Annotated in this window: 18 protein-coding genes and 1 riboswitch; of the genes, 13 read left to right on the top strand and 5 right to left on the bottom strand. The window is 72.1% G+C overall.

Annotated elements, in window-relative coordinates; all coding sequences use genetic code 11:
* The first annotated feature begins 72 nt into the window (after positions 1-72).
* Positions 73-750: a TetR/AcrR family transcriptional regulator C-terminal domain-containing protein gene (locus ACFY8U_RS27495; RefSeq protein WP_389574814.1), complete on the top strand. Its 678-nt coding sequence runs from the start codon at positions 73-75 to the stop codon at positions 748-750.
* A gap of 166 nt (positions 751-916) precedes the next feature.
* Here ACFY8U_RS27495 and ACFY8U_RS27490 read toward each other — a convergent pair whose 3' ends face one another.
* Entirely contained in the window at positions 917-3373 is a 2457-nt protein-coding gene (locus tag ACFY8U_RS27490) for a DNA topoisomerase (ATP-hydrolyzing) subunit A (RefSeq protein WP_389574811.1), read from the bottom strand.
* 326 nt (positions 3374-3699) lie between these two features.
* On the opposite strand from ACFY8U_RS27490, the gene ACFY8U_RS27485 reads away from it, so the two are divergent.
* The 4 genes from ACFY8U_RS27485 (at position 3700) to ACFY8U_RS27470 (ending at position 8487) form a co-directional block, all read left to right on the top strand.
* Entirely contained in the window at positions 3700-5061 is a 1362-nt protein-coding gene (locus ACFY8U_RS27485) for a pitrilysin family protein (RefSeq protein ID WP_361604088.1), read from the top strand.
* 26 nt (positions 5062-5087) lie between these two features.
* On the top strand, positions 5088-6455 hold the full coding sequence (locus ACFY8U_RS27480) for a M16 family metallopeptidase (protein ID WP_389575038.1): 1368 nt from the start codon (positions 5088-5090) through the stop codon (positions 6453-6455).
* 213 nt (positions 6456-6668) lie between these two features.
* Positions 6669-6835: riboswitch (cyclic di-AMP (ydaO/yuaA leader) on the top strand.
* A gap of 12 nt (positions 6836-6847) precedes the next feature.
* Positions 6848-7633 carry a M23 family metallopeptidase gene (locus ACFY8U_RS27475; RefSeq protein WP_361441751.1) on the top strand — a complete coding sequence of 262 codons (786 nt, stop codon included), beginning with the start codon at positions 6848-6850 and terminating at the stop codon, positions 7631-7633.
* 170 nt (positions 7634-7803) lie between these two features.
* On the top strand, positions 7804-8487 hold the full coding sequence (locus ACFY8U_RS27470; protein WP_389574808.1) for a GntR family transcriptional regulator: 684 nt from the start codon (positions 7804-7806) through the stop codon (positions 8485-8487).
* Between the two features lie 232 nt (positions 8488-8719).
* Here the strand turns inward: ACFY8U_RS27470 and ACFY8U_RS27465 are convergent, their stop codons facing one another.
* Complete coding sequence (locus ACFY8U_RS27465) at positions 8720-9001, bottom strand: HPr family phosphocarrier protein (RefSeq protein ID WP_048477591.1); 282 nt, start codon at positions 8999-9001, stop codon at positions 8720-8722.
* A 176-nt stretch (positions 9002-9177) separates the two neighbouring features.
* Here ACFY8U_RS27465 and ACFY8U_RS27460 point away from each other — a divergent pair, with 176 nt between their 5' ends.
* From ACFY8U_RS27460 to ACFY8U_RS27445, 4 genes are all read left to right on the top strand, one after another.
* Positions 9178-12198, top strand: coding sequence for a GNAT family N-acetyltransferase (locus ACFY8U_RS27460; RefSeq protein ID WP_389574804.1), 3021 nt, complete (start codon positions 9178-9180; stop codon positions 12196-12198).
* Positions 12199-12285: 87 nt separating this feature from the next.
* A complete protein-coding gene (locus ACFY8U_RS27455) occupies positions 12286-12870 on the top strand; it encodes a DUF5998 family protein (protein ID WP_361441761.1) in 585 nt (194 codons plus the stop codon).
* Positions 12870-14075: an alkaline phosphatase family protein gene (locus ACFY8U_RS27450; protein ID WP_389574801.1), complete on the top strand. Its 1206-nt coding sequence runs from the start codon at positions 12870-12872 to the stop codon at positions 14073-14075. The genes ACFY8U_RS27455 and ACFY8U_RS27450 overlap by 1 nt, the downstream gene beginning before the upstream one ends.
* Positions 14076-14137: 62 nt before the next feature.
* The gene (locus tag ACFY8U_RS27445; protein WP_389574800.1) at positions 14138-14785 is read left to right on the top strand and encodes a thymidine kinase; all 648 of its coding nucleotides are present in this window, start codon (positions 14138-14140) and stop codon (positions 14783-14785) included.
* Positions 14786-14817: 32 nt separating this feature from the next.
* Here ACFY8U_RS27445 and ACFY8U_RS27440 read toward each other — a convergent pair whose 3' ends face one another.
* Positions 14818-15264 (bottom strand): heme-binding protein, encoded by a 447-nt coding sequence (locus ACFY8U_RS27440; protein ID WP_389574797.1) that lies wholly within the window; start codon positions 15262-15264, stop codon positions 14818-14820.
* A gap of 45 nt (positions 15265-15309) precedes the next feature.
* Entirely contained in the window at positions 15310-16551 is a 1242-nt protein-coding gene (locus tag ACFY8U_RS27435) for an MFS transporter (RefSeq protein ID WP_389574794.1), read from the bottom strand.
* Between the two features lie 382 nt (positions 16552-16933).
* Between ACFY8U_RS27435 and ACFY8U_RS27430 the strand changes: the two genes are divergently transcribed.
* The 3 genes from ACFY8U_RS27430 to ACFY8U_RS27420 all read left to right on the top strand — a co-directional run bounded on the left by ACFY8U_RS27430 (position 16934) and on the right by ACFY8U_RS27420 (position 22018).
* On the top strand, positions 16934-19567 hold the full coding sequence (locus ACFY8U_RS27430; RefSeq protein ID WP_389574791.1) for a YfhO family protein: 2634 nt from the start codon (positions 16934-16936) through the stop codon (positions 19565-19567).
* A 113-nt stretch (positions 19568-19680) separates the two neighbouring features.
* Entirely contained in the window at positions 19681-20646 is a 966-nt protein-coding gene (locus ACFY8U_RS27425) for a glycosyltransferase family 2 protein (RefSeq protein WP_361768362.1), read from the top strand.
* A gap of 4 nt (positions 20647-20650) precedes the next feature.
* Positions 20651-22018 carry a polysialyltransferase family glycosyltransferase gene (locus ACFY8U_RS27420; protein ID WP_389574788.1) on the top strand — a complete coding sequence of 456 codons (1368 nt, stop codon included), beginning with the start codon at positions 20651-20653 and terminating at the stop codon, positions 22016-22018.
* Between the two features lie 147 nt (positions 22019-22165).
* Here the strand turns inward: ACFY8U_RS27420 and ACFY8U_RS27415 are convergent, their stop codons facing one another.
* Positions 22166-22936: a VOC family protein gene (locus tag ACFY8U_RS27415; protein ID WP_389574785.1), complete on the bottom strand. Its 771-nt coding sequence runs from the start codon at positions 22934-22936 to the stop codon at positions 22166-22168.
* Between the two features lie 291 nt (positions 22937-23227).
* Between ACFY8U_RS27415 and ACFY8U_RS27410 the strand changes: the two genes are divergently transcribed.
* Positions 23228-24064, top strand: a complete 837-nt coding sequence (locus ACFY8U_RS27410; RefSeq protein WP_389574782.1) for a sulfurtransferase — start codon at positions 23228-23230, stop codon at positions 24062-24064.
* The last annotated feature ends 115 nt before the right edge of the window (positions 24065-24179 follow it).

Below are 24179 nucleotides of genomic sequence, written 5' to 3'. Positions count from 1 at the left end.
AACGTTGTTAAGTTCCATGCTCCGGAGCATGGCCTTAACGTTGTTAAGTTGTCAAGGGGATACCGTGGCGGGGTGGCGACGAAGAAGACGACTCGGCTGGATCCCGCGCAGGTGGCGGAGGCCGCCCTGAGCCTGCTGAACGAGCGGGGCCTCGAAGGACTCACGCTGCGCGCGATCGCCCAGGAGCTGAACGTGCAGGCGCCCGCGCTCTACTGGCACTTCAAGAACAAGCAGGCGCTGCTCGACGAGATGGCGACGGTGATGTACCGGCAGATGGTCGCCGACCCCGTGGCGCGACCGGCCGGCGACCTGAGCTGGCAGGAGCGGATCCTCGCGGTCAACCGGGGTCTGCGCGCCGGGCTGCTGCGCTACCGCGACGGCGCCAAGGTCTACAGCGGTGCCCGCTTCACCGGGACCGACTTCGCCGCGGACATGGAGCTCCAGCTCGGCTCGCTCGTCGAAGCGGGCTTCTCGCTGCCCCAGGCGGTACGGGCCAGCACCACGGCGTACATGTTCACGCTGGGCTTCGTGACGGAGGAGCAGGGCACCGAGCCGGTGCCGGGGCAGCCCCGCGAGGGCTTCGACGTCGAGCGGCGGGCCGAGCGGCTGGCCGACTACCCCCTGTCGGCGGCGGCCGGGGCGGAGCTCTTCACCGACTACGACACCGGCTTCGAGGACGGGCTGCGCCTGATCGTCGCCGGGATCGAGGCGACCTACGCGCCCACGGCCCCGCCCCGCGATCGGTCCTGACACCGGCCCCGCCCCGCGACCCGTCCTGACACCGGCCACGGGCCCATCCGTCCCGGCCCCGTCCGCCCCGGCCTCCCGCCGGCCCGGCCCCACCGGCCCCACGACGGCGAACGCCCCCTGCCCCGCGCGACGGCGCGGGGCAGGGGGCGTTTCGACGGGGGGAGCGCTAGCGGAGGGCGCCCGCCACGACATCGACCGGCTTCGGCAGCGGGGTGCCCGAGCCGTCACGGCGCGGGTCGATCTCGGGCAGATCCACCGGCGTGCCGTTCTCCTGTGCGGCGTGCGCCGGGGTGGCGCCCGCCCAGGCAAGGATCAGCACGTCCTCGCCCTTCAGGAACCGCTGGCAGCGCACGCCACCGGTCGCACGCCCCTTGCGGGGGTACTGGTCGAACGGCGTCAGCTTCGCCGACGTGGCGGCCGAGTCGTCCAGCGTGCCCGTGGAGCCGGCGACCGTGAACACGACCGCGTCCACCGCCGGATCCACCGCCGTGAACGAGATCACCTCGGCGCCCTCGGCGAGCTTGATGCCCGCCATACCGCCCGCCGGACGTCCCTGGGGCCGTACCTGCGAGGCCTGGTAGCGCAGCAGCTGGGCGTCGGAGGTGATGAAGACCAGATCCTCCTCGCCCGTCCGCAGCTCGGTCGCGCCGACGATCCGGTCACCCTCCCTGAGGGTGATGACCTCCAGCTCGTCCTTGTTCGCCGGATAGTCCGGCACGACCCGCTTCACCACACCCTGGAGCGTGCCGAGCGCCAGCCCAGGCGAGGCCTCGTCGAGCGTCGTCAGGCAGACGACGGTCTCGTCGTCCTCCAGGGTGAGGAACTCCGCCAGCGGTGCCCCGCCCGCCAGGTTCGGCGCGGAGGCGGTGTTCGGCAGCTGCGGCAGATCGATCACCGCGATCCGCAGCAGCCGTCCGGCGGAGGTCACCGCGCCGATGTCGCCGCGCTGCGTCGCCGGAACCACGGAGACGATCACATCGTGCTTGGAGCGCCTGCCTTCCGCGGCCGCCGGGATCTCCTCCGTCGCCGTACGGGCCAGCAGGCCCGTCGAGGACAGCAGGACCCGGCAGGGGTCGTCCGCGACCTCCAGGGAGGTGGCGGCGATCGGCGCGCCCGCCGACTCCAGCAGGACCGTACGCCGGTCGGTGCCGAACTTCTTCGCCACCGCGGCCAGTTCGCCCGAGACCAGCTTGCGCAGCTCGCTGTCGGAGTCCAGGATCCCGGTCAGCTCGTCGATCTCGCCGTTGAGCCGGTCGCGCTCGGTCTCCAGCTCGATCCGGTCGAACTTGGTGAGCCGGCGCAGCGGGGTGTCCAGGATGTACTGCGTCTGGACCTCGCTCAGCGAGAAGCGCTCGATGAGGCGCTCCTTGGCCTGCGCCGAGTTCTCGCTGGAGCGGATGAGGCGGATGACCTCGTCGATGTCGAGCAGGGCGACGAGCAGGCCCTCGACCAGGTGCAGCCGGTCGCGCTTCTTGCCGCGGCGGAACTCGGAGCGCCGGCGCACCACGTCGAAGCGGTGGTCGAGATAGACCTCGAGGAGCTCCTTGAGGCCCAGCGTGAGCGGCTGGCCGTCGACCAGCGCCACGTTGTTGATACCGAAGGACTCCTCCATCGGCGTCAGCTTGTAGAGCTGCTCCAGGACCGCCTCCGGCACGAAGCCGTTCTTGACCTCGATGACCAGGCGCAGACCGTGGTTGCGGTCGGTGAGGTCCTTGACGTCCGCGATGCCCTGCAGCTTCTTGGAGCCGACCAGGTCCTTGATCTTGGAGATGACCTTCTCGGGGCCGACCGTGAAGGGCAGTTCGGTGACGACGATGCCCTTGCGGCGCGCCGTCACGTTCTCCACCGTCGCCGTGGCGCGGATCTTGAACGTGCCGCGGCCGTTCTCGTACGCGTCCTTGATGCCGGACAGACCGACGATCCGGCCGCCGGTGGGGAGGTCGGGGCCGGGGACGAAGCGCATCAGCGCTTCCAGGTCCGCGTTCGGGTGCCGGATCAGGTGCCGGGCGGCGGCGATGACCTCGCCCAGGTTGTGCGGGGGCATGTTGGTCGCCATGCCGACCGCGATGCCGGAGGCGCCGTTGACCAGCAGGTTCGGATACGCGGCGGGCAGCGCGACCGGCTCCCGCTCCTGGCCGTCGTAGTTCGGCGAGAAGTCGACCGTGTCCTCGTCGATCGACTCCGTCATCATCAGCGCCGCGGCGGCCATCCTGGACTCGGTGTACCGCATGGCGGCGGGCGGGTCGTCGTTGCCCAGCGAGCCGAAGTTGCCGTGGCCGTCGACCAGCGGGAGGCGCATGGAGAACGGCTGGGCCATGCGCACCATCGCGTCGTAGATCGACGCGTCGCCGTGCGGGTGCAGCTTGCCCATGACCTCACCGACGACGCGGGCGCACTTCACATAGCCGCGGTCGGGGCGCAGGCCCATCTCGTTCATCTGGTAGACGATGCGGCGCTGGACGGGCTTCATGCCGTCGCGGGCGTCCGGCAGCGCGCGGGAGTAGATCACCGAGTACGCGTACTCGAGGAAGGAGCCCTGCATCTCGTCGACGACGTCGATGTCGAGGATCCTCTCCTCGAACGCGTCGTCCGGCGGCGGTGTCTTCGTGCTGCGGCGGGCCATCGCGGCTGCGGCTCCTTCACCAACAAGGTTGATCTGACGCGGACCATTGTGGACCGTCCCACCGACAACGCCGACCGCGACCCGGGTACAGGCCCGCCGAGGGCCGTCCGGGAGCCGTGCGGCGGCCGTACGCCGCCCGTCCCTCAGCCGTCCGTCCGACCGTCCGCGAGCCGTACGCCGGCTGTCGGCCGGGCCGGCCGTCAGCCGTACGCGACATCCGCGCGACCCGGAAGAGGGACGCCGGGAACCTGCGGGAACTTCGCCAGGTGCCGGTGCGCTTGCATAGGGTGGCAGGACTTTTCCACATCGCGATCGAAGGGACGTACATGCCCATGGGTCACACGGCCACGGCAGAGGCCGGCTCCGGCGGCCTGACAGCGACCGAGCACCGGCTGGCCAACGGCCTGCGCGTGGTGCTCTCCGAGGACCACCTGACCCCGGTCGCCGCGGTGTGCCTCTGGTACGACGTCGGTTCCCGCCACGAGGTCGCGGGTCGCACCGGCCTGGCCCACCTCTTCGAGCACCTGATGTTCCAGGGCTCGAAGCAGGTCCACGGCAACGGCCACTTCGAGCTGGTGCAGGGCGCGGGCGGTTCGCTCAACGGCACGACGAGCTTCGAGCGCACCAATTACTTCGAGACCATGCCCACCCACCAGCTGGAGCTCGCGCTCTGGCTGGAGGCGGACCGCATGGGCTCGCTGCTCGCCGCCCTGGACGACGAGTCCATGGAGAACCAGCGCGACGTCGTCAAGAACGAGCGCCGCCAGCGGTACGACAACGTGCCCTACGGCACGGCCTTCGAGAAGCTGACCGCGCTGGCCTACCCCGAGGGTCACCCCTACCACCACACGCCGATCGGCTCCATGGCCGACCTGGACGCGGCGACGCTGGAGGACGCGCGGGCCTTCTTCCGCACGTACTACGCGCCGAACAACGCGGTGCTCTCGGTCGTCGGCGACATCGACCCGGCGCAGACCCTGGCCTGGATCGAGAAGTACTTCGGCTCCATCCCGTCCCACGACGGCAAGCTGCCGCCGCGCGACGGCACGCTCCCCGACACCATCGGCGAGCAGCTGCGCGAGGTCGTCGAGGAGGAGGTCCCGGCCCGCGCGCTGATGGCCGCCTACCGCCTCCCGCACGACGGCACGCGCGAGTGCGACGCCGCCGACCTCGCCCTGACCGTCCTCGGCGGCGGCGAGTCCTCCCGGCTCCACAACCGGCTGGTCCGCCGCGACCGTACGGCCGTGGCCGCCGGCTTCGGCCTGCTCCGCCTGGCCGGCGCGCCCTCGCTCGGCTGGCTGGACGTCAAGACGTCCGGCGGGGTCGAGGTGCCCGAGATCGAGGCCGCCGTCGACGAGGAGCTGGCCCGGTTCGCCTCCGAGGGCCCGACGCCCGAGGAGATGGAGCGCGCCCAGGCCCAGTTGGAGCGGGAGTGGCTGGACCGGCTCGGCACGGTCGCGGGCCGCGCCGACGAACTCTGCCGCTACGCGGTCCTGTTCGGCGACCCGCAGCTCGCCCTGACCGCCGTCAACCGGGTCCTGGACGTCACCGCCGAGGAGGTGCGTGCCGTCGCCGAGGCCCAGCTGCGGCCGGACAACCGCGCGGTGCTGGTCTACGAGCCGATCGGCACCGAACAGAACGACGCCGAGCAGAGCGACAGCGACGAGGAAGAGGGAGCGGACCAGTGACCGACGCTGCCGCGTCTTTGACGAGCATGACGTTCCACCCGCAGCCGGAGCCGGGCACCGCCAGGCCCTGGGCCTTCCCGGCCCCGGACCGCGGAGCGCTGGACAACGGCCTGACCGTGCTGCGCTGCCACCGCCCCGGCCAGCAGGTCGTCGCCGTCGAGATCTTCTTCGACGCCCCGCTGGAGGCCGAGCCCGCGGGCCTCGACGGAGTCGCCACGATCATGGCCCGCGCGCTCTCCGAGGGCACGGACCAGCACAGCGCCGAGGAGTTCGCGGCCGAGCTGGAGCGCTGCGGCGCCACGCTCGACGCGCACGCCGACCACCCGGGTGTACGGGTCTCCCTGGAGGTCCCCGTCTCGCGGCTGCCCAAGGCGCTCGGGCTGCTCTCCGAGGCCCTGATCGCGCCCGCGTTCCTCGAGACCGAGGTCGAGCGACTGGTGCGCAACCGTCTCGACGAGATCCCGCACGAGACGGCCAACCCGGCCCGCCGGGCGGCCAAGCAGCTCTCCAAGGAGCTGTTCCCGGCCGGTTCGCGCATGTCCCGGCCGCGCCAGGGCACCGAGGAGACGGTGGAGGCGATCGACGCCGCCGCCGTCCGCGCGTTCTTCGAGGCGCACATCCGGCCCTCCACGGCCACGGCCGTCGTCGTCGGCGACCTGACCGACGTCGACCTGGACAAGGTGCTCGCCGAGACGCTCGGCGCCTGGACGGGGAACTCCGCCGAGTCCCGCCCGGTTCCGCCGATCACGGCCGACGACACCGGCCGTGTGGTCATCGTCGACCGCCCGGGTGCCGTCCAGACGCAGCTGCTGATCGGCCGTGTCGGCGCGGACCGGCACGACCGCGTCTGGCCGGCCCAGGTCCTCGGCACGTACTGCCTCGGCGGCACGCTCACCTCCCGCCTGGACCGCGTCCTGCGCGAGGAGAAGGGCTACACCTACGGCGTCCGCGCCTTCGGCCAGGTGCTGCGCTCCGACGGCAAGGGCAACGGCGCCTCGATGCTCGCCATCAGCGGCTCCGTCGACACACCCAACACCGGCCCGGCACTTGACGACCTGTGGAAGGTGCTGCGCACCCTCGCCGCGGAGGGTCTGACGGACGCCGAGCGCGATGTCGCCGTGCAGAACCTGGTGGGCGTGGCACCGCTCAAGTACGAGACCGCCGCCTCCGTCGCCGGGACCCTCGCCGACCAGGTCGAGCAGCACCTTCCGGACGATTTCCAGGCGCAGTTGTACGCGCGCCTCGCCGAGACCGGCACGGTGGAGGCGACGGCCGCGGTCGTCAACGCCTTCCCCGTGGACCGTCTCGTCACCGTGCTCGTGGGTGACGCGTCGGAGATCGAGGAGCCGGTGCGCGCCCTCGGCATCGGCGAAGTGACCGTCGTCACCGGCTGATTGAGCCGGACCGCCGGCGCGGTCGGCGGCACCGGAGGACCCCGACGTCACAGTACGTCGGGGTCCTCCTTTTTTGTCCGTATTGCCGCAGAGGGTGGGTGTATGGCCTGTGGCATGTCTTACAAACTGGCGTGTCTGTTTGGTGATTGAAAGATGGTCCGCTTAGCGTCAGTCCGGCTGTTCGCCAGTTGCACCCGCCGCACCCGCGGCATCGGACAGTCATCGCCGAGTCCCCGTCAGGCGCGAGCCTGGGGAGCCGGGGACCCACACGAAGTCCCTGGGGTGAATCGGACGCCTTCGCACCCGTGCGGAGGGGCCCGTAGGAGACCTTCCTGCTCCGAACCCGTCAGCTAACCCGGTAGGCGAGAAGGAAGGAAAGGAACAGCCCCTACATGGCGTTCACCCGTGCCACCGGGAAGCATCGTGGTCCGAGCCGTCTGGCGCGCCGCAGCGCCGGCATCGCCGGCGTCGCGACCCTCGCCACCACCGGCGTCATCGGAACCCTCGCCTCCCCGGCACTCGCCGTCGACACGGACGCGGCCCCCTCCGTCGAGGACACCGGGCTGACCCAGATCGTCGCCGCCGACTCCCTCGCCGAGACCGTCGACGCCCAGGCCGCCGCCCAGGAGCGCGAGGCCGCCGAGGCCGAGGCGAAGCGCAAGGCGGAGGCCCGTGCCAAGGCCGAAGCGAAGCGCAAGGCGGAGGCCCGCGCCAAGGAGATCCGCGAGGCCAAGGAGCGCGCCGCCCGTGAGGCCGAGCGCAAGCGCCTGAACTCCTTCCAGCTCCCCGTGGCCGGCTCGTACGTCAGCACCGGTTACAAGACCGGCGGCTCGCTCTGGTCCTCCGGCAGTCACTCCGGCATCGACTTCCACGCCGCCTCCGGCAGCAAGGTCGTCTCCGTCGGCTCCGGCACCGTCGTCGAGGCCGGCTGGGGCGGCGCGTACGGCAACAACGTCGTCATCCGGATGAACGACGGCACGTACACCCAGTACGGTCACCTCTCGGCCATCAGTGTCGGGGTCGGCCAGTCCGTCACCCCGGGCCAGCAGATAGGCATCTCGGGCTCGACCGGCAACTCCACCGGCCCGCACCTCCACTTCGAGGCCCGCACCACCGCCGAGTACGGCTCGGACATCAACCCGATCGCGTACCTCCGCGCCCGCGGTGTGAACGTCTGACCGTTCGCGGTCTTCCCAGCGCGTCAGAAAAGCCCCGGCTCGTACTAGGCCGGGGCTTTTCGCTGACCAAAAACATATCCATGGTTCCGGGGGAGCCATCGGAAACAATGCCCTGCTGCAATAGAGTCCCGGGAGAACCGGTTTCGCGCGGATTAAGGCGGAGGTCGAACATGCGCATTCCCGCGCACTCTGTATGCACGGCGATCCGGGACGACATCGTCCTCGGGGTCTTCGAGCGCGGCAGCCGGCTGACCGAGGAGCAGTTGGCCCGCCGTTACGGAGTCTCCCGCGTCCCCGTCCGCGAGGCGCTGCGCACCCTGGAGTCCGAGGGCTTCGTGATCACCCGCCGGCACGCGGGCGCCCACGTCGCGGAGCCCAGCGAGCAGGAGGCGGCCGACCTGCTGGACGTACGGTCCCTGCTCGAACCGCTCGGTGCCGCGCGCGCCGCGCAGCGCCGCACGGAGGCGCACCTCAAGGTGCTGCGGGGCCTGGTCAGGCTGGGGCAGGAGCGGGCCAGGCGGGGGCAGGCGGAAGACCTGCGCTCGCTCGGCGGCTGGTTCCACGAGACGCTGGCCCAGGCCTCGGGCAGCCCGGCGCTCACCGCCCTGCTCACCCAGCTCCGGCACAAGATCGCCTGGATGTACGCGGTCGAGATCCCCGCCCAGCCCGTCGAGGCATGGGCCGAGCACGGCGCGATCGTGGACGCGGTGGCGCGCGGCGACGCCGAACGGGCTCGTGCGCTGACGGCGTCGCACGCCGAACGGTCCCTGGCGCTGCACCGGCTGAAACGCCCGGAGCGCGGGCGTGTGAGGGTTTCGCAACATGTCGTCAACACCGCGAGCGTCCGGAATTAACGAGCGGGCCGTATACAAAGGGTGGGAATTTCGCGGGCCTGTCCCTTCGTACAGGGGATGGCGCCCGGAAATTTTCGGTGCGCAAAGTGCTGCCCGCAATGCGTCGCCCGCAATGCGCTGACCGCAATGCGCTGACCGCAAATACGTCGCACGGAGTGTGCCCGCGGAATCGGGGGGACGAAAAAGCCGCGCCGCCGGTGTTCCGGCGTGCGCGGCTTTTTCGGAGATCAGGTCAGACGGTCTCGGGAAGCTCCTCGAGCCCCTCGGCAACCAGCTTCGCCAGGCGGTCGAGCGCGGCCTCGGCACCCTCGGCGTCCGAAGCGAGAACGATCTCCTCGCCGCCCTGCGCTCCCAGGCCGAGCACCGCGAGCATCGACGCGGCGTTCACCGGGTTGCCATCGGCCTTGGCGATCGTCACGGGGACGCCGGAGGCCGTGGTGGCACGGACGAAGATGGAGGCGGGGCGGGCGTGCAGGCCCTCGGCCCAGCCGACGTTGACGCGGCGCTCAGCCATGGTGTTGCCCTTCAAGTCTCAAGCGGGTTGTCTAGACCAGTCTCTCACGGGCCGCGGGGTGCTCGTGGCCGACCTTCGGCCCCCGCGGGAAGGCCGATCGGTCCTCCTTACCTTGCATGGCGACCACGCGCCGCGCGACCGGTGCCCGTGTCGGACTCCGGCCGTACGCTTGCCCCATGCAGTCGGAACAGCCGGGTCGGCAGGCGGAACAGCCGGAGCACGCCTACCCCGACCACTGGGAAGCGGACGTGGTCCTCCGTGACGGCGGCACCGCGCGCATCAGACCCATCACCGCCGACGACGCCGAACGGCTGGTCAGCTTCTACGAGCAGGTCTCCGACGAGTCGAAGTACTACCGCTTCTTCGCGCCGTACCCGAGGCTCTCCGCCAAGGACGTGCACCGCTTCACCCATCACGACTTCGTCGACCGGGTGGGACTCGCCGCGACGGTCGGCGGGGAGTTCATCGCCACCGTGCGGTACGACCGGATCGACGACCGCGGCATGCCCGCCTCCGCACCGGCCGACGAGGCCGAGGTCGCGTTCCTGGTCCAGGACGCCCACCAGGGGCGGGGCGTGGCATCCGCCCTGCTCGAACACATCGGGGCGGTGGCGCGCGAGCGGGACATCCGCCGGTTCGCGGCGGAGGTGCTGCCCGCGAACACCAAGATGATCAAGGTCTTCACCGACGCCGGGTACACCCAGAAGCGGAGCTTCGAGGACGGCTCGGTACGGCTCCATCTCGACCTGGAGCCCACCGACCGCTCGCTCGCCGTGCAGCGCGCGCGGGAGCAGCGGGCCGAGGCCCGTTCCGTACAGCGGCTCCTCACTCCCGGCTCGGTCGCCGTCGTCGGCGCCGGACGCACACCGGGCGGGGTGGGCCGGACGGTCCTGCGAAACCTCCTGGACGGCGGGTTCGGCGGGCGTACGTACGCGGTGAACCGCGCGCTCCCCGAGGAGACCGGCACGCTCGAGGGAGTGCCGGCCTTCCGCTCCGTCGCGGACATCGGAGAGCCGGTGGACCTCGCGATCGTGGCCGTGCCCGCCGAGCGCGTGCCGGAGGCCGTCGCCGACTGCGGGGAGCACGGGGTGCGGGGGCTCGTCGTCCTCTCCGCGGGCTACGCCGAGACGGGGACGGCGGAGGGCAGGGACCGGCAGCGGGAGCTGGTGCGGCAGGCCCGCTCGTACGGGATGCGGATCATCGGGCCCAACGCGTTCGGGATCATCAACACCTCGGCCGGTGTCCGGCTGAATGCCTCGCTCGCGCCGCAGTTGCCGGCCGCCGGACGGATCGGGCTCTTCACCCAGTCCGGCGCGATCGGGATCGCGCTCCTCGCCGGACTGCACCGGCACGGCGCGGGCATCTCCTCCTTCATCTCGGCCGGCAACCGGGCCGACGTCTCCGGCAACGACTTCCTCCAGCACTGGTACGACGACCCGGAGACGGACGTCGTCCTGCTGTACCTGGAGTCCATCGGGAACCCGCGGAAGTTCACCCGGCTGGCCCGCCGCACGGCGGCGGTCAAACCGGTCGTGGTGGTCAAGGGCGCGCGGCACAGCGGGAGCGCGCCGCCGGGGCACCGCGTGCCGGTCACCCGGATCCCGCACGCCACGGTCTCCGCCCTGCTCCGGCAGGCCGGAGTCATCCGCGTCGACACCGTGACCGAACTCGTCGACGCCGGGCTGCTCCTGGCGGGCCAGCCGCTGCCCGCCGGGCCGCGCGTGGCAATCCTCGGCAACTCCGAGTCGCTCGGGCTGCTGACGTACGACGCCTGTCTGACGGAGGGGCTCCGCCCGCACCGCCCGCTGGACCTGACGACGGGCGCCAGCCCCGCGGACTTCCGCGCTGCGCTGACGGCCGCGCTCGCGGACGACGCGTGCGACGCGGTCGTCGTGACCGCGATCCCGTGGGTCGGCGAGAACGGCGCGGTCGAGTCCGGTGACGGCGAGGTCCTCGCGGCGTACCTCCGCGAGGCGGTCGCCTCCGCCCCGTCTCCGGCGAAGCCGGTGGTCGTGGTCCACGTGGAGATGGGCGGCCTGGCGGAAGCGCTCTCGGCGGCGACGAGCACGCGCCCGCCCGCGCGCCGTCCGCTCGGGGCTGCCCAGCCCGCCGGGCCCAAGAGCCCGGACGCCCCGGTGGGCGGGCCCCCGGGCGGGGCGGCGTCAGCTTCTCCGGCGGGTGCCCGAGCAGCCGGGGTGGAGACCGGGGCGATCCCCGGCCACGGACCGGCGGGCGGCTCGTCCGCGCCTGTACGGCCGGGCGCCGCCGGAGCGGTCCCCGCCGACGCGACGCCCGCACCGGTGGGGTCCGCGGGTGGGCCGCCGAGCGGGGGGATTCCCGCCTATCCCGCCGCCGAGCGGGCCGTCAGGGCGTTGGCCGAGGCCGTGCGGTACGGGCAGTGGCGGCGGCAGGCCGCCGAGCCCGGGCGGGTGCCCGAGTTCGAGGACATCGACGAGGGCGGGGCCGCCGCACAGATCGAGCGCGTGCTCGGGGAGGACGTGGACGCCCGGGGCGCCACCCTCGACGTCGACGCGGCGCGCGAGCTGCTCGGGCGGTACGGGATCGACGTGCGGCCCACCCTCCCCGCCCCCACCCCCGACGACGCCGTCCTCGCCGCCGCCCGGCTCGGATACCCCGTCGCCCTCAAGACGACCGCCCCCCATCTGCGCCACCGCCCCGACCTCGGGGGCGTACGGCTCGACCTGGCGGGCGAGGAACAACTCCGTACCGCGTACGCCGAATTGACCGAGGCGCTCGGCAAGCCCGCCGAGCTCCAGCCGGTCGTCCAGGCGATGGTGCCCCGCGGCGTCGACACCGTCGTCCGCTCGGCCATCGACCCGGCTGTCGGCGCCGTCCTCTCCTTCGGGCTCGCCGGAGCCGCCTCCGAGCTGCTCGGCGACATGTCCCACCGCCTCGTCCCGGCCACCGACCGCGACGCCGCCGACCTCGTCCGCTCCATCCGCACCGCCCCGCTCCTCTTCGGCTGGCGCGGCTCGGCCCCCGTCGACACACCCGCCCTGGAGGAACTGCTGCTGCGCGTCTCCCGGCTCGTCGACGACCATCCCGAGGTGGTTGCGATCACCCTGGAGCCCGTGGTCGTCGCCCCGCACGGCCTCTCCGTGCTCGGTGCGACGGTCCGCCTGGCCCCGCCCCCGCCCCGTACGGACCTCGGTCCCCGCAGCCTTCCGAGCTACTGAACCTGGCACGAGCCCGGTCGGAATCCGGCTCCAACCCGGCTCCGAAGCGTCCCGGAGCGCCCCTTCCGACGGATTAGGATGGAGTCCATGGCGAAGACCGGTACGACGACTCAGGGGCTGCGCGCGGCGATCGAGCGCAGCGGCTACTACCCGGCCCTCGTGGCCGAGGCGGTGGAGGCCGCTGTCGGTGGCGAGCCGATCGCGTCGTACCTGGTGCACCAGGAGACCACCTTCGACTCCAACGAGGTCCGTCGCCATGTCACGGTCCTCGTCCTGACCGCCAACCGCTTCATCGTCAGCCACACCGACGAGCAGGCCGCCGACAACAGCTCCCCGACGCCGTACGCCACGACGTCCACCGAGTCGGTCAAGCTGGACCGGATCTCCTCCGTCGTCGTCAGCCGCGTCGTCGCCAACCCCGAGTCGTACACCCCCGGCACCCTGCCCCGTGAGGTCGTCCTCACCATCGGCTGGGGCGCCGTCTCGCGGATCGACCTGGAGCCCGCCGCCTGCGGCGACCCCAACTGCGACGCCGACCACGGCTACACCGGCAACGCCACCGCCGACGACCTCAGCCTGCGCGTCAGCGACGCCGGGGACGGCCCGGACACGGTGCGCCAGACCCTCGCCTTCGCCCAGTCGCTCTCCGAAGCCACCGCGGCGACCCGCTGATGGTCCAGCCCACCGCCGTCACCTCCGGCTGGCCGGACGACCCCGTCCCGCTCGACCTCGCCACGGCGCCCGTGCCCGAGTACGGCACGGGCTCGCTGGCCGACGTCCTCCCGACGCTCGTCGCCGCTCAGAACGTGCCCGGTTTCGAGGCCCGGATCGCCGAGCTGGCCCCCGCCGACCGGAACTGCGTCTTCCTGATCGACGGACTCGGCTGGGAGCAGATCAAGGCCCACCCGGACGAGGCCCCGTACCTCACGTCCCTTCTCGCCACCTCGCGCGGCGGCACGGGCCGTCCGATCACCGCCGGCTTCCCCGCCACCACCGCGACCTCGCTCGCCTCCGTGGGCACCGGCCTGGTCCCCGGCGCGCACGGCTTGCCCGGCTACACCGTCCGCAACCCCGACACGGGCGAGCTGATGAACCAGCTCCGCTGGAAGCCGTGGACCTCGCCGCAGGTCTGGCAGCCGTACCCCACCGTCTTCCGGCTCGCGCACGAGGCGGGCATCCACACCGCCCAGGTCTCCTCGCCGATCTTCCAGGACACCCCGCTCACCAAGATCGCGCTGAGCGGCGGAACGTTCCACGGCCGGCTCTCCGGCGAGGAGCGGATGGACTTCGCCGCCGAGCAGCTCGCCGCCGGCGACCGCTCGTTGGTCTACACGTACTACAGCGAGCTCGACGGGGCCGGACACCGCTTCGGCATCGACTCCGACGCCTGGCGCGGCCAGCTGATGTTCGTCGACCGGCTCGTGCAGCGCCTCGCCGAACAGCTGCCGCCCCGCTCGGCCCTGTACGTCACGGCCGACCACGGCATGGTGGACATCCCCTTCGACGACCAGCACCGGATCGACTTCGACGAGGACTGGGAGCTGCGCGCCGGGGTCGCCCTGCTCGGCGGCGAGGGCCGTGCCCGCCATGTCTACGCGGTGCCGGGCGCGGAGGCCGATGTGCTGACGTGCTGGCGGGAGGTGCTCGGCGAGCAGTTCTGGGTGGCGAGCCGGGACGAGGCACTCGCGCTCGGCTGGTTCGGCGACAGGGTCGACGAGCGCGTGTACGGCAGGATCGGTGACGTCGTCGCCGCGGCCCATGACGATGTCATCATCACCGCCTCGGTCAACGAGCCCCACGAGTCGGCGATGGTCGGTGTGCACGGTTCGATGACGCCGGCGGAGCAGTTGGTGCCGCTCATCGAAGTCCGTTCCTGACCCCGTACCCGTACGCCCGTACTCCCGTCACCCACCCCGACCTGAAAGGTCCCCGACTTCCCATGCCCGAGCTGGTGTTCTTCTCCGGAACGATGGACTGCGGAAAGAGCACCCTCGCTCTTCAGATCGAGCACAACCGCTCCACCCGCGGGCTCCAGGGCATGATCTTCACCCGGGACGACCGTGCGGGGGAGGGCAAGCTCTCCTCGCGCCTCGGTCTGGTCACGGACGCGGTGGAGGCGGCCGAGGGCTTCGACTTCTACGCGTACCTCGTCGCCCATCTCTCCAAGGGCGGCCGCTGCGACTACGTCATCGCGGACGAGGCGCAGTTCCTGTCGCCCGAGCAGATCGACCAGCTCGCCCGGGTCGTGGACGATCTCGAACTCGACGTCTTCGCCTTCGGCATCACCACCGACTTCCGCTCGAAGCTCTTCCCCGGGTCGCAGCGGCTCGTGGAGCTCGCCGACCGGGTCGAGGTGCTTCAGGTGGAGGCGCTGTGCTGGTGCGGGGCACGGGCCACGCACAACGCGCGCACCGTCGGCGGCGCGATGGTCGTCGAGGGTGCGCAGGTCGTGGTGGGCGATGTGAACGCCGGTGACGAGATCGGTTATGAGGTGCTCTGCCGACGCCACCACCGCCGTCGGATGACGGCGGCGACGGCTCATGCGGCGGCGCTCTCGCCCGACGTGCTGCCGGTCAGCCAGAGCTGATCCGCCCGGGGCCCGTGGCCCCGGACTCGCGCTCAGGCGAGGGTCTCGACGGCCGCCGTGGCGAAGCCGTGGTCCTGCTCGGGCGCGCCGCCGCCGACGCCGATGGCACCGATGAGCCGGCCGTCGCGGTGGACCGGCAGGCCGCCGGCGATGAAGAGCAGCGGACGGTCCAGGGCCGTGGTGAGGCTGTGGAACGGGCCGTCGGGCTTGACCAGGTCGACGAGGTCGGCGGTCGGGGCGTTCAGCTGGAGGGCGGTGTACGCCTTGCGGGTGCTGGTCTCGCCGGAGATCAGGACGGCGCGGTCGTCGCGACGGAAGGCGAGCAGGTGGCCGCCCGCGTCCAGGACGGTGACGCTGACGGTCACTCCGGCGGCCTCGGCGGCGCGGCGGGCCGCGGTGAGCAGGATCTCGGCGTCCTGCGTGCTCAGCGGGGTGACGGCGGAGGCGGTGGTGGTGCTCACGGTGGTGTCTTCCTTCATCAGGGTGGGGGGTGACGGATGTTCGGGGGTACGGGGGTACGGGGGTCAGTGCAGCCCGGCCGCTACCGGCGCGGAGGCTGCCTGAGCCTGGCCGGCTTCGGCGGTTCCGGCGGCCTCGGCCCGCACCGACGCGGCGGCGGCCCGGGTCCGCCGGTCCAGGAACGCGGCGAGGAAGGCCAGCAGCAGGGCGGTTCCGGAGAGCAGCGCGCCGACCCAGTTCGGGGCGGTGAAGCCGAGGCCCGAGGCGATGACGACACCGCCGAGCCAGGCGGCCAGGGCGTTGCCGAGGTTGAAGGCGCCGATGTTGGCGGCCGACGCGAGGGTCGGGGCCTGCTTCGCCTGGTCCAGGACCCACTTCTGCAGCGGGGGCACGGTGGCGAAGCCCAGCGCGCCGATCAGGGTGAGCGTGATCGCGGCGAGGACCTTGTCGTGGGCGGTGGCCGTGAAGGTCAGCAGCGCCAGGGAGAGCGCGCCGAGCGACACGAACAACATGGGCATCAGGGCGCGGTCGGCGAACGTCCCGCCGATCAGATTGCCGAGGAACATACCGATGCCGAAGAGGACGAGCAGCCAGGTCACGGCGCCTTCGCTGTAGCCGGCGACGTCGGTCATCATCGGGGTGATGTACGTGACGGCCGCGAAGACGCCTCCGTAGCCGAGGACGGTCATCGCCATGGCGAGCCATACCTGGACGTTCTTGAAGGCGGCGAACTCGGTGCGGACGCCCGACGTCTCCGGTCGACCCGTCTCGGGCACGAGCTTGGCCACGCCGAGGAAGCCCAGCACGCCGAGGGCGGCGACGATGGTGAAGGTGACGCGCCAGCCGGCCGCCTGACCGATGTACGTGCCGAGCGGGACGCCGACGACGTTGGCGACGGTCAGGCCCATGAACATCAGCGAGATCGCGGACGCCTTCTTCTCCGGGGCGACCAGGCCCGCGGCGACGACCGAGCCGATGCCGAAGAACGCGCCGTGGGCGAGGGAGGCCACGATCCGGCCGATCAGCATCATGCCGAAGGACGGGGCGACGGCGGAGAGCAGATTGCCGACGACGAAGAGGCCCATCAGGAAGAGGAGCATCTTCTTGCGGGACACCCTGGTGCCGAGCGCCGTGAGGAGCGGGGCGCCGAATACGACACCGAGGGCGTAGCCGGTCACCAGCCAGCCGGCCGTGGGAATGGTGACACCGAAGTCGCCGGCGACCTGGGGCAGTACGCCCATGATCACGAACTCGGTGGTGCCGATCCCGAAGGCCCCGATGGCCAGGGCCAGGAGCGCGAGAGGCATGGCGAAGCACCTTCCAGAAATGTTTGCAGGGGGGTCTTGCGTGCTTCGACAATAGTTGCAGACGCTGGCTAAGTGCAAGCGGAGGATATTGCAGGAGGTGAATACCTCCGTGTGCAGTGATCTGTGTCTCGCCTGGCACCGGACAGGGGCAGGGATCGGACAGGGTGCAGGGCGCGCCGGACAGGGTGCAGGGCATCGGACAGGGTGCAGGGCGCCGGGAACGGCCGCGGCACCTCGTGTTCACCTCGGGTGTGCCGGAAGACCGCCTCCTGATCGGATGCGAGTCGCTCGGCTCGGCGGTAATGGCTCTCTGCCCGTGACGTGGACGTGAACACCGGGCCTACGAAAAGCCGCGCGCCGCGCGACACACCCCGGAGGACGTGTGCCCCCTGCTGCCGAGACCGTGCCCGATCAGGGCGAAGGCGCGCGCCCCGGGGCCGAGCCGCCCCGCGCGGCGGACGGGACGAGGAACCGCCCACAGCACTACCTCGGGCGGGCCCGGCACAGCATCCGCGTACGGGCGGCCGCCGCGGCCGCCCTGCTGACCTGTCTCGTCTTCTGCCTCGGCACCCGGCTCGCCGGCAGCTATCCGTTCGGGCCTACCACCCGCAACACCGTCGACCTCGGCCAGCAGTACCTGCCCTTCCACGTCCACTGGCGCAAGGTCCTGCTCGCCGAAGCCGACGGCGACCTGTTCCTCAACTGGAGCGCGGGCTTCGGATCGAACTTCCTCGGTGACTACGGCACGTACCTGAGCAGCCCGTTCGACCTGATGGTCGTGTTCTTCCCGGCCGACCGGACGGAACTCGCCCTCTACGTCATCACCGCCGCCAAGATCACCGCCGCAGGTGCGGCCATGGCGGTCCTGCTCCTCAGGCTCCGCCGCGGGCCCTGGCAGGTGGCCGCCGTCCTGGGCGCGGCGTACGCGCTGTGCGGCTGGACCCTCAACTACGGCGCCACCGTGCCGATGTGGCTCGACGGACTGCTTGCCTTCCCCCTGCTCTGCCTGGTGGGGGAGTGGGCCCGCACCGCGCGCCGCCCGGTTCTCGGCCCGCTCGTCGTCGCCCTCGCCTGGTTCGCCAACTTCTACACCGCGTACATGGCGACCCTCGGCGCCGCCGTCGTCCTGACCGTCCGGCTGCTCACGGCCGACACGACAGCCCGCCGGCGCCTGGCCGGACTGCTGCGCGCCTCCCGCTCCGTGCTCCTCGGCATCGGTCTTGCGGCCCCGCTCATCCTGGTGATCTTCCTGGCCACCCGGGTCGCGGACCCGACCCCCGAGGTGACGTTCACCCCTGTCGCCTGGACCGAGGTGTTCGCCCGGCTGCTCCCCGCGACGGCCAGCGTCGCCACCCCGGCCCTCTTCATCGGCACCCCAGCCCTCGCGCTCGCGCTGACGCTGCCGTTCAACAGCGCCGTCTCGCCCCGGCTCCGTATCGCCTGGACGGCCGCGATCTGCCTGGTCGCGCTCTCGCTCCAGTGGGCCCCCACCCACCTCCTCTGGCACGCCGGCGCCTCGCCCAACGGACTTCCGTACCGTCAGACCTTCGTGCTCTGCGGGCTGCTGCTGATCGCCGCCTGGCTCTCCACGGCCCGCGGACTGCCCCCGCTGCCCGCGCTCCTCGGCGGCGCCGTGCTCCTCGCCGCCCTGGCCTTCGGGGCCCGCGGCAGCCTCGTCGTCGACCGCTGGACCTACCCCGCCTTCGCCGCCGCCCTGGCCCTCGCGGTGCTCGCCGCCGTCGCCGCCCTGCTCGCCCGGCGGTACGCGGTCGGCGCCCGGGCCCTGTCGGCCCTGGCGGTCGGCCTGCTCGTCGTGGCCCAGGCCGGGGAGACCGCGCTCACCGGCGGGAGGATCGCGGAGCAGGAGCTGAGCAAGGTCCAGTGGAACCCGCGCGTCGGACCCTGGCAGGAGGACATGGCGCGCGCCGTGGAGGCGAAGAACGCCTGGCCACGCCACCGTACGGATCCGGGCGAACTGCCGGGCGGCAACGACGTCCTGCTCGTCGGCGGCCAGGGAGCCGAGTACTACTCCAGTCTCACGGCGGACACGTACGCGCGCACGCTCTCCGCCCTCGGCTTCGGCTTCTGGGCCAAGGGCCGCCACCCGGTCACCCTCGACAACCCGGTCACCGACGCGATCTTCTCCATCGGCACCCGGATGCGCTCCACGCCCTCGGCGCCCGTCACGCCGGACACCCTGCCCGAGGGCGCGATCACCGTCACGGACTCACCCGTGCCGCCGCTGGTCACCGTCCGCCCGGACGTGAAGCTCTCCGCGCGCGACGCCGCCTTCGGCGACTCCCCGTTCGCCAACCAGGAGCTTCTGCTCGGCTCGACGGTGTACACCACGCCGGACCGAGTGCGCGGTACGGACGGTCCCGGAGGTGTCACCACGCTGACCGCCTCCTGCCCCGCGGGCAGCCAACTCTGGCTCTGGGCCCCCGAACTCAAGGGCACGGCCGCCCAGACCGGACAGCCGCCCGTGACCTTCTTCGGCGGACTCCCGTCCGTACAGGGGCCGATGCAGACGCTCGGCACGGTCCCGGCCTCCGGCGTCGTACGGATCGAACTGCGCGGCAACGCGCGGGCCGCCACCCTGCCACGGCAGCCCGTCGGCTGCCTGGACAAGGAGCGCCTCGACACCGCCGTACAGAAGCTGACGGCGACCGGCGCCACCTCCGTGCGCGTCTCCGGTCACACGCTCACCGCCGAACTCCCCCCGGGCAGCACGGGAACCGCCCTCGTCGCCGCCCCGCGCATCTCCGGCTGGAGCTGCGCCGCCGGGGACGCCTCACCGGCCCCCGCGCAGCGCTACCTCGGCCTCCTGGCCGTCCCGATCGACTCCACGACGACCTCGGTCAGCTGCACCTTCCGGCCCCCGGGGTTGCGCATCGGCGGCGCGATCGCCGCCATAGCGCTGCTCGCCCTCCTCGCGCTCGGCTTCAGGCACCGGTTCGCCCGCAGGGCGACAAGAGTTCACCTGGAGTGCACATCGGGCTCCACCGGCGGGAAATAACGGTGGATACGCTGCCCGCCTGGCGGGCGTCCGCCCTGGTGGACACAGTGAGCCGAGTCGCCTGAGTGATCGATTGCCTGTCAGTACATCTGGTTGAGTGTGGGGAAATCCGAGTGCCGAAGTTGTCCGTCATCGTCCCGTTCCACAATGTCGGGATCTATGCGTCCGACACCATGCGCAGCCTCGCGAACAACGCGGACCCGGACTTCGAGTTCCTGCTGATCGACGACTGCTCGACGGACGAGACGCCCTACGTCCTGGACCGCTGGCAGAGCCGGATCCCGAACGCCAAGGTCATCCGCCACGAGACCAACCTCGGCGTGGCCCAGGCCCGTAACACCGGGATCGACGCGGCGACCGGCGACCACATCACCTTCCTCGACGGCGACGACTGGTACGCCCCCGGCCATCTGCGCGGCATGGTCCGCGGCATCGAGACCCTCGGCTGCGACTTCGCCCGCACCGACCACGTGCTGTCGACCGGCACCAAGCGCGCCATCCGGTACGCCCCCGCCAAGCAGCGCGAGACGGTGATGGATCCGCGCGACGGCATCGCGCCCGCCAGCATGGTGACGATGGTCGACTACCCCTTCGTCCCCTTCGGCATCTACAGCGGCCGGCTCTTCGAGAACGGCGGCTCCCGCTTCGAGACGAAGCTGCGCACCGCCGAGGACCGGCTCTGGATCTGGCGCCTCCACCTGAAGGCCACCACCTACGCGGCCCTCAACCTGCACGGAGTCTTCTACCGGCGCGGCGTCACCACCTCGCTCACCCAGATCACCGACAACCGCCAGCTCGACTTCATCCCGTCGTACGACCTCCTGCTCGACGAGGTGTCCGCCGACCGTGACGCCGACCGCTTCCTGCCCAAGGCGGTACGTACGTACTGCGCCATGATCGCCTTCCACATGGGCAAGGCCGACCAGTACGAGCCCGCCGTCACCAAGCGGCTCAAGCGGAACGTGACCGACGCCCTGCGCCGGATGCCGCAGCAGGTGCTCGACGAGACGCTGGCGACGATGGACCCCGCGCGCAGCACCCTGCTCCGCGGCCTGCGCGCCACCGGAAGGACGGCCTGACCCCATGACCGCGACGACAGCGAAGAGCGCGACGACCTCGCACACGCGCATCCAGATCTTCGAGGTGTCCACGCTCTACGGCGCGGCCACCCTCGCGGCGGCGATCGACGCCGGCCAGTTCGGCGCCCCCGACGACGCCCGGCGCATCCTGCTCGTGTCGAACAACGCGGCGATCCCGGAGACCTCGCTGCGCCTGGACACCATGACCGGCTACGACCGGATCGCCTCCCGCTTCGACGAGGTGATCGACTGGAACGAGGCCATCCACCCGCACCACCCCGCCACCTGGGCGCCGCGCCCGGAGGAGGCCCCGCTGTGGCAGCGGGTGTTCCGGACGGCGTGGGAACTGGGCACCGCCCCGGTCGAGTTGATCGTCGAGTCCATCCAGGTCAATCCGGCCAAGGCGCTCGCGGCGGTCTTCGCCGAGAGCACCGTCGACGTCTACGCCGACGGCCTCATGAGCTACGGGCCGACGCGCGAGGAGCTGCCGCAGTCGATCGCCTGCCGGATCGGGCGCCTGCTCCACCTCGACCTGGTACCCGGTCTGCGCCCCCTGCTGCTCTCCGAGTACGGCGTCGAGCCCGAGCTCGTACCCGACGAGGCGTTCCGCGGGATCCTCTCGGAGATCGCCGAGGCGGCCGATGGCGATGAGCAGGTCACCGCGGCGGTCGAGGCCGAGCCGACGGCCCTCCTCCTCGGCCAGTACCTCGCCTCGCTCGGCATCCTCTCCGCCGACGAGGAGGAGGAACTGCACATCCGGATGCTGCGCGGTGCCGCGGCCGCCGGGCACACGTCGGTGATCTTCAAGCCGCACCCGACCGCGCCCGCCCGCTACGGCACGGCCCTGTACGAGGCGGCCGAGGAGGCCGGCGTGCGGCTGACGGTCCTGGACGGTCCGCTGCTCGCCGAGACCTTCTACGAGCGCTGCCGGCCGACGCTCGTCGTCGGCTGCTTCTCGACCGCGATGGTCACCGCGTCCGTCTACTACGGCGTCCCCATCGCCCGGGTGGGCACGGACACGGTCCTGGCCCGGCTCACGCCGTACGAGAACAGCAACCGGGTGCCGCTGACGGTCGTGGACCACATCGTGCCCGACCTGGAGACCGGTACGGGACCTGCCGTGCCCGGAGCCGGGCCGGAGACGCTGACGCCGCTGGTCCGGGCCGTGGGCTTCTGCATGCAGTCCAAGCTCCATCCCCTGCTGCGCGACGAGACCGTCGCTTTCCTGGAGATGCACCGGGGGAACGCGGACATGGCGCGGTACTTCGACGGGCAGAGGCTGGGGAAACTCGGCCTGCCCGGTGGCGATCCGGCCGCCCGTGCCAGTGGATCCCGACTGCGCAGGACCCTCACGCGCAGCGGCAGGAGCTGAGCCCGGCTCCCGGTCCGAGCCCGGCTCCCGGTCGGAGGCTGGGGCCGGTCCGAGCCCGGCACCGCTCCGATCCCGGGGCCGGCTCCGATCGGAGCCTGGCGCCGCTCCGGTCCGAGCCCGGATCGGGCCCGGCCCGGAGGCGGTCGGTCAGTTCGCCGAGTGGACGATCGTAAAGACCGCCCCCTCCGGGTCCGCCACCAGCGCGCTCCGGCCCGCCGTGCCCTCCCGGGGAGGCCGCAGCACCTGGCCGCCCAGCTCGGTGACGAGACGCGCGGCCGCGTCGGTGTCGGTGACCTCGAAGTACGTCAGCCAGTGCGCGCCCCGGTCGCGGGGGAGCCCGGTGCCTGCGCCGTGCAGGGCCGCCACCGGACGTCCGTCCACGTGGAGGGTCAGATAGTCGAAGTCGGCGGAGACGACCGGCTCGGCCTCGTACCCGAACACCGTCCGGTAGAACTTGGCGATCGCCGATGTCTCGTACGTCAGGAGCTCGTTCCAGACCGGCGTCCCGGGCGGTCCCGCGGCCGCCGTGCCCTGGTGCAGCCCGGCCTGCCAGACGCCGAACACGGCGCCGACCGGGTCCGAGCAGATCGCCATCCGGCCGGCCTCGCCGGCGTCGAGCGGGCCTACCGCGACCGTGCCGCCGCAGCAGCGGATGGCCTCGGCCGTCTCGTCGGCGTCGTCGGTGGCCAGATAGGTGGTCCAGGCGACCGGCAGATGCCGGTCGGGAGGCAGCTGGCCGATGCCCGCCACCTCCTGGCCGTCGAGCAGGGCGCGGACGTACGGACCGAGCTGCTGCGGGCCGGGCACGAACTCCCAGCCGAAGAGCCCGCCGTAGAACTCCTGCGTCGCGTCAATGCCATGCACCATCAAGCTCACCCAACAGGGTGTACCGGGTGTGCGCCGAGTCGCCTCGGTCATCGTCACTCTCTCCTCGGACCATCGTCGTGGCCGTGCGGGGGGACTGAGCGTGCGCACGAGCTCGTTCGGGCGGGTGGGAGCGGGGCCCACGGGGCCCGCAGCGGGTACCTGCCCGCCGTTCACCCGCCGTACACGCGCGTCGGTCGCGCGCCACGTCCAGATGCTCGCACCCCTGAGCGCTTCGCGCGCCACGGCCGCGCCGTCCGGTCGTCGACGCGTCGTCCCGCCGTCGCACGGGATGGTCAGGGGAAGAGGGCCCAGGCCGTCGCGAGCTGCGCGAGGATGGCACCCATGAAGCCCATCATCACCGCAGGCGAACTCGCGAGCGATTCGGCCGGGGCCCGGCGCCCCGTCCTTCTGGACGTCCGCTGGCAGCTCGGCGGCCCGCCGGGGCTGCCCGACTACGAGGCCGGGCACATCCCCGGCGCGGTCTATGTCGACCTGGACACGGAACTGGCCGGTCCGCCCGGCAGCGGCGGCCGGCACCCGCTGCCGGACCCGGCGGTCTTCGGCGCGGCGATGCGCCGGGCGGGTGTCTCCGCGGACACTCCGGTCGTCGTCTACGACGGCGGTCTCGGATGGGGTGCCGCGCGGGCGTGGTGGCTGCTGCGCTGGACGGGCCACACGGACGTACGGGTCCTGGACGGGGGCCTCGCGGCGTGGACGGCCGCCGGGCACGAGCTGTCGAAGGAGACCCCGAGCCCCGAGCCGGGCGACTTCGCGCCGCAGCCGAGCGAGGTGGGGCTGCTGGATGCGGACGGGGCGGCGGCGCTTGCGCGCTCGGGGCTGCTGCTCGACGCGCGGGCGGCGGAGCGGTACCGCGGCGATGTGGAGCCCATCGATCCGGTCGGAGGCCACATCCCGGGCGCGGTCTCGGCGCCGACGACGGAGAACGTGGACGAGGACGGCCGCTTCCTCCCGGCGGAGGCGCTGGCGGATCGCTTCACCGCGCTCGGCGCCCGGGAGGACGGCGCGGTCGGCGTGTACTGCGGCTCGGGCGTCTCGGGCGCGCACCAGGTCCTCGCCCTCGCGATCGCGGGCATCCCCTCCGCGCTCTACGCCGGATCGTGGTCGGAGTGGTCGAACGACCCCGCCCGCCCGGTCGCCAAGGGCCCGGACCCGCAGTAGCCCGGGCCCGCGGCAGCCCCGGAGCGCCCCGCCGCACCGAATGCCGTACGAGGAGGGGGGCCGCACCGATCCCCGGGGGGGCCCCCACCACGTTCGGGCGGGCGTGCAGCGTAGT

The sequence above is a fragment of the Streptomyces sp. NPDC012508 genome (assembly GCF_042902595.1).
In the GTDB taxonomy this organism is placed as follows: Bacteria; Actinomycetota; Actinomycetes; order Streptomycetales; family Streptomycetaceae; genus Streptomyces.
Note: the sequence above shows the minus strand (reverse complement) of the source record. Positions and strands in the feature narration are given on the sequence as shown.

Bases quoted from the DNA above. Each gene is read 5' to 3' on its own strand.
- ACFY8U_RS27490 (WP_389574811.1), bottom strand. From the start codon at position 3,373: ATGGCCCGCCGCAGCACGAAGACACCGCCGCCGGACGACGCGTTCGAG.
- ACFY8U_RS27485 (WP_361604088.1), top strand. From the start codon at position 3,700: ATGCCCATGGGTCACACGGCCACGGCAGAGGCCGGCTCCGGCGGCCTG.
- ACFY8U_RS27480 (WP_389575038.1), top strand. From the start codon at position 5,088: ATGACGTTCCACCCGCAGCCGGAGCCGGGCACCGCCAGGCCCTGGGCC.
- ACFY8U_RS27475 (WP_361441751.1), top strand. From the start codon at position 6,848: ATGGCGTTCACCCGTGCCACCGGGAAGCATCGTGGTCCGAGCCGTCTG.
- ACFY8U_RS27470 (WP_389574808.1), top strand. From the start codon at position 7,804: ATGCGCATTCCCGCGCACTCTGTATGCACGGCGATCCGGGACGACATC.
- ACFY8U_RS27465 (WP_048477591.1), bottom strand. From the start codon at position 9,001: ATGGCTGAGCGCCGCGTCAACGTCGGCTGGGCCGAGGGCCTGCACGCC.
- ACFY8U_RS27460 (WP_389574804.1), top strand. From the start codon at position 9,178: ATGCAGTCGGAACAGCCGGGTCGGCAGGCGGAACAGCCGGAGCACGCC.
- ACFY8U_RS27455 (WP_361441761.1), top strand. From the start codon at position 12,286: ATGGCGAAGACCGGTACGACGACTCAGGGGCTGCGCGCGGCGATCGAG.
- ACFY8U_RS27450 (WP_389574801.1), top strand. From the start codon at position 12,870: ATGGTCCAGCCCACCGCCGTCACCTCCGGCTGGCCGGACGACCCCGTC.
- ACFY8U_RS27445 (WP_389574800.1), top strand. From the start codon at position 14,138: ATGCCCGAGCTGGTGTTCTTCTCCGGAACGATGGACTGCGGAAAGAGC.
- ACFY8U_RS27440 (WP_389574797.1), bottom strand. From the start codon at position 15,264: ATGAAGGAAGACACCACCGTGAGCACCACCACCGCCTCCGCCGTCACC.
- ACFY8U_RS27435 (WP_389574794.1), bottom strand. From the start codon at position 16,551: ATGCCTCTCGCGCTCCTGGCCCTGGCCATCGGGGCCTTCGGGATCGGC.
- ACFY8U_RS27420 (WP_389574788.1), top strand. From the start codon at position 20,651: ATGACCGCGACGACAGCGAAGAGCGCGACGACCTCGCACACGCGCATC.
- ACFY8U_RS27415 (WP_389574785.1), bottom strand. From the start codon at position 22,936: ATGACCGAGGCGACTCGGCGCACACCCGGTACACCCTGTTGGGTGAGC.
- ACFY8U_RS27410 (WP_389574782.1), top strand. From the start codon at position 23,228: ATGAAGCCCATCATCACCGCAGGCGAACTCGCGAGCGATTCGGCCGGG.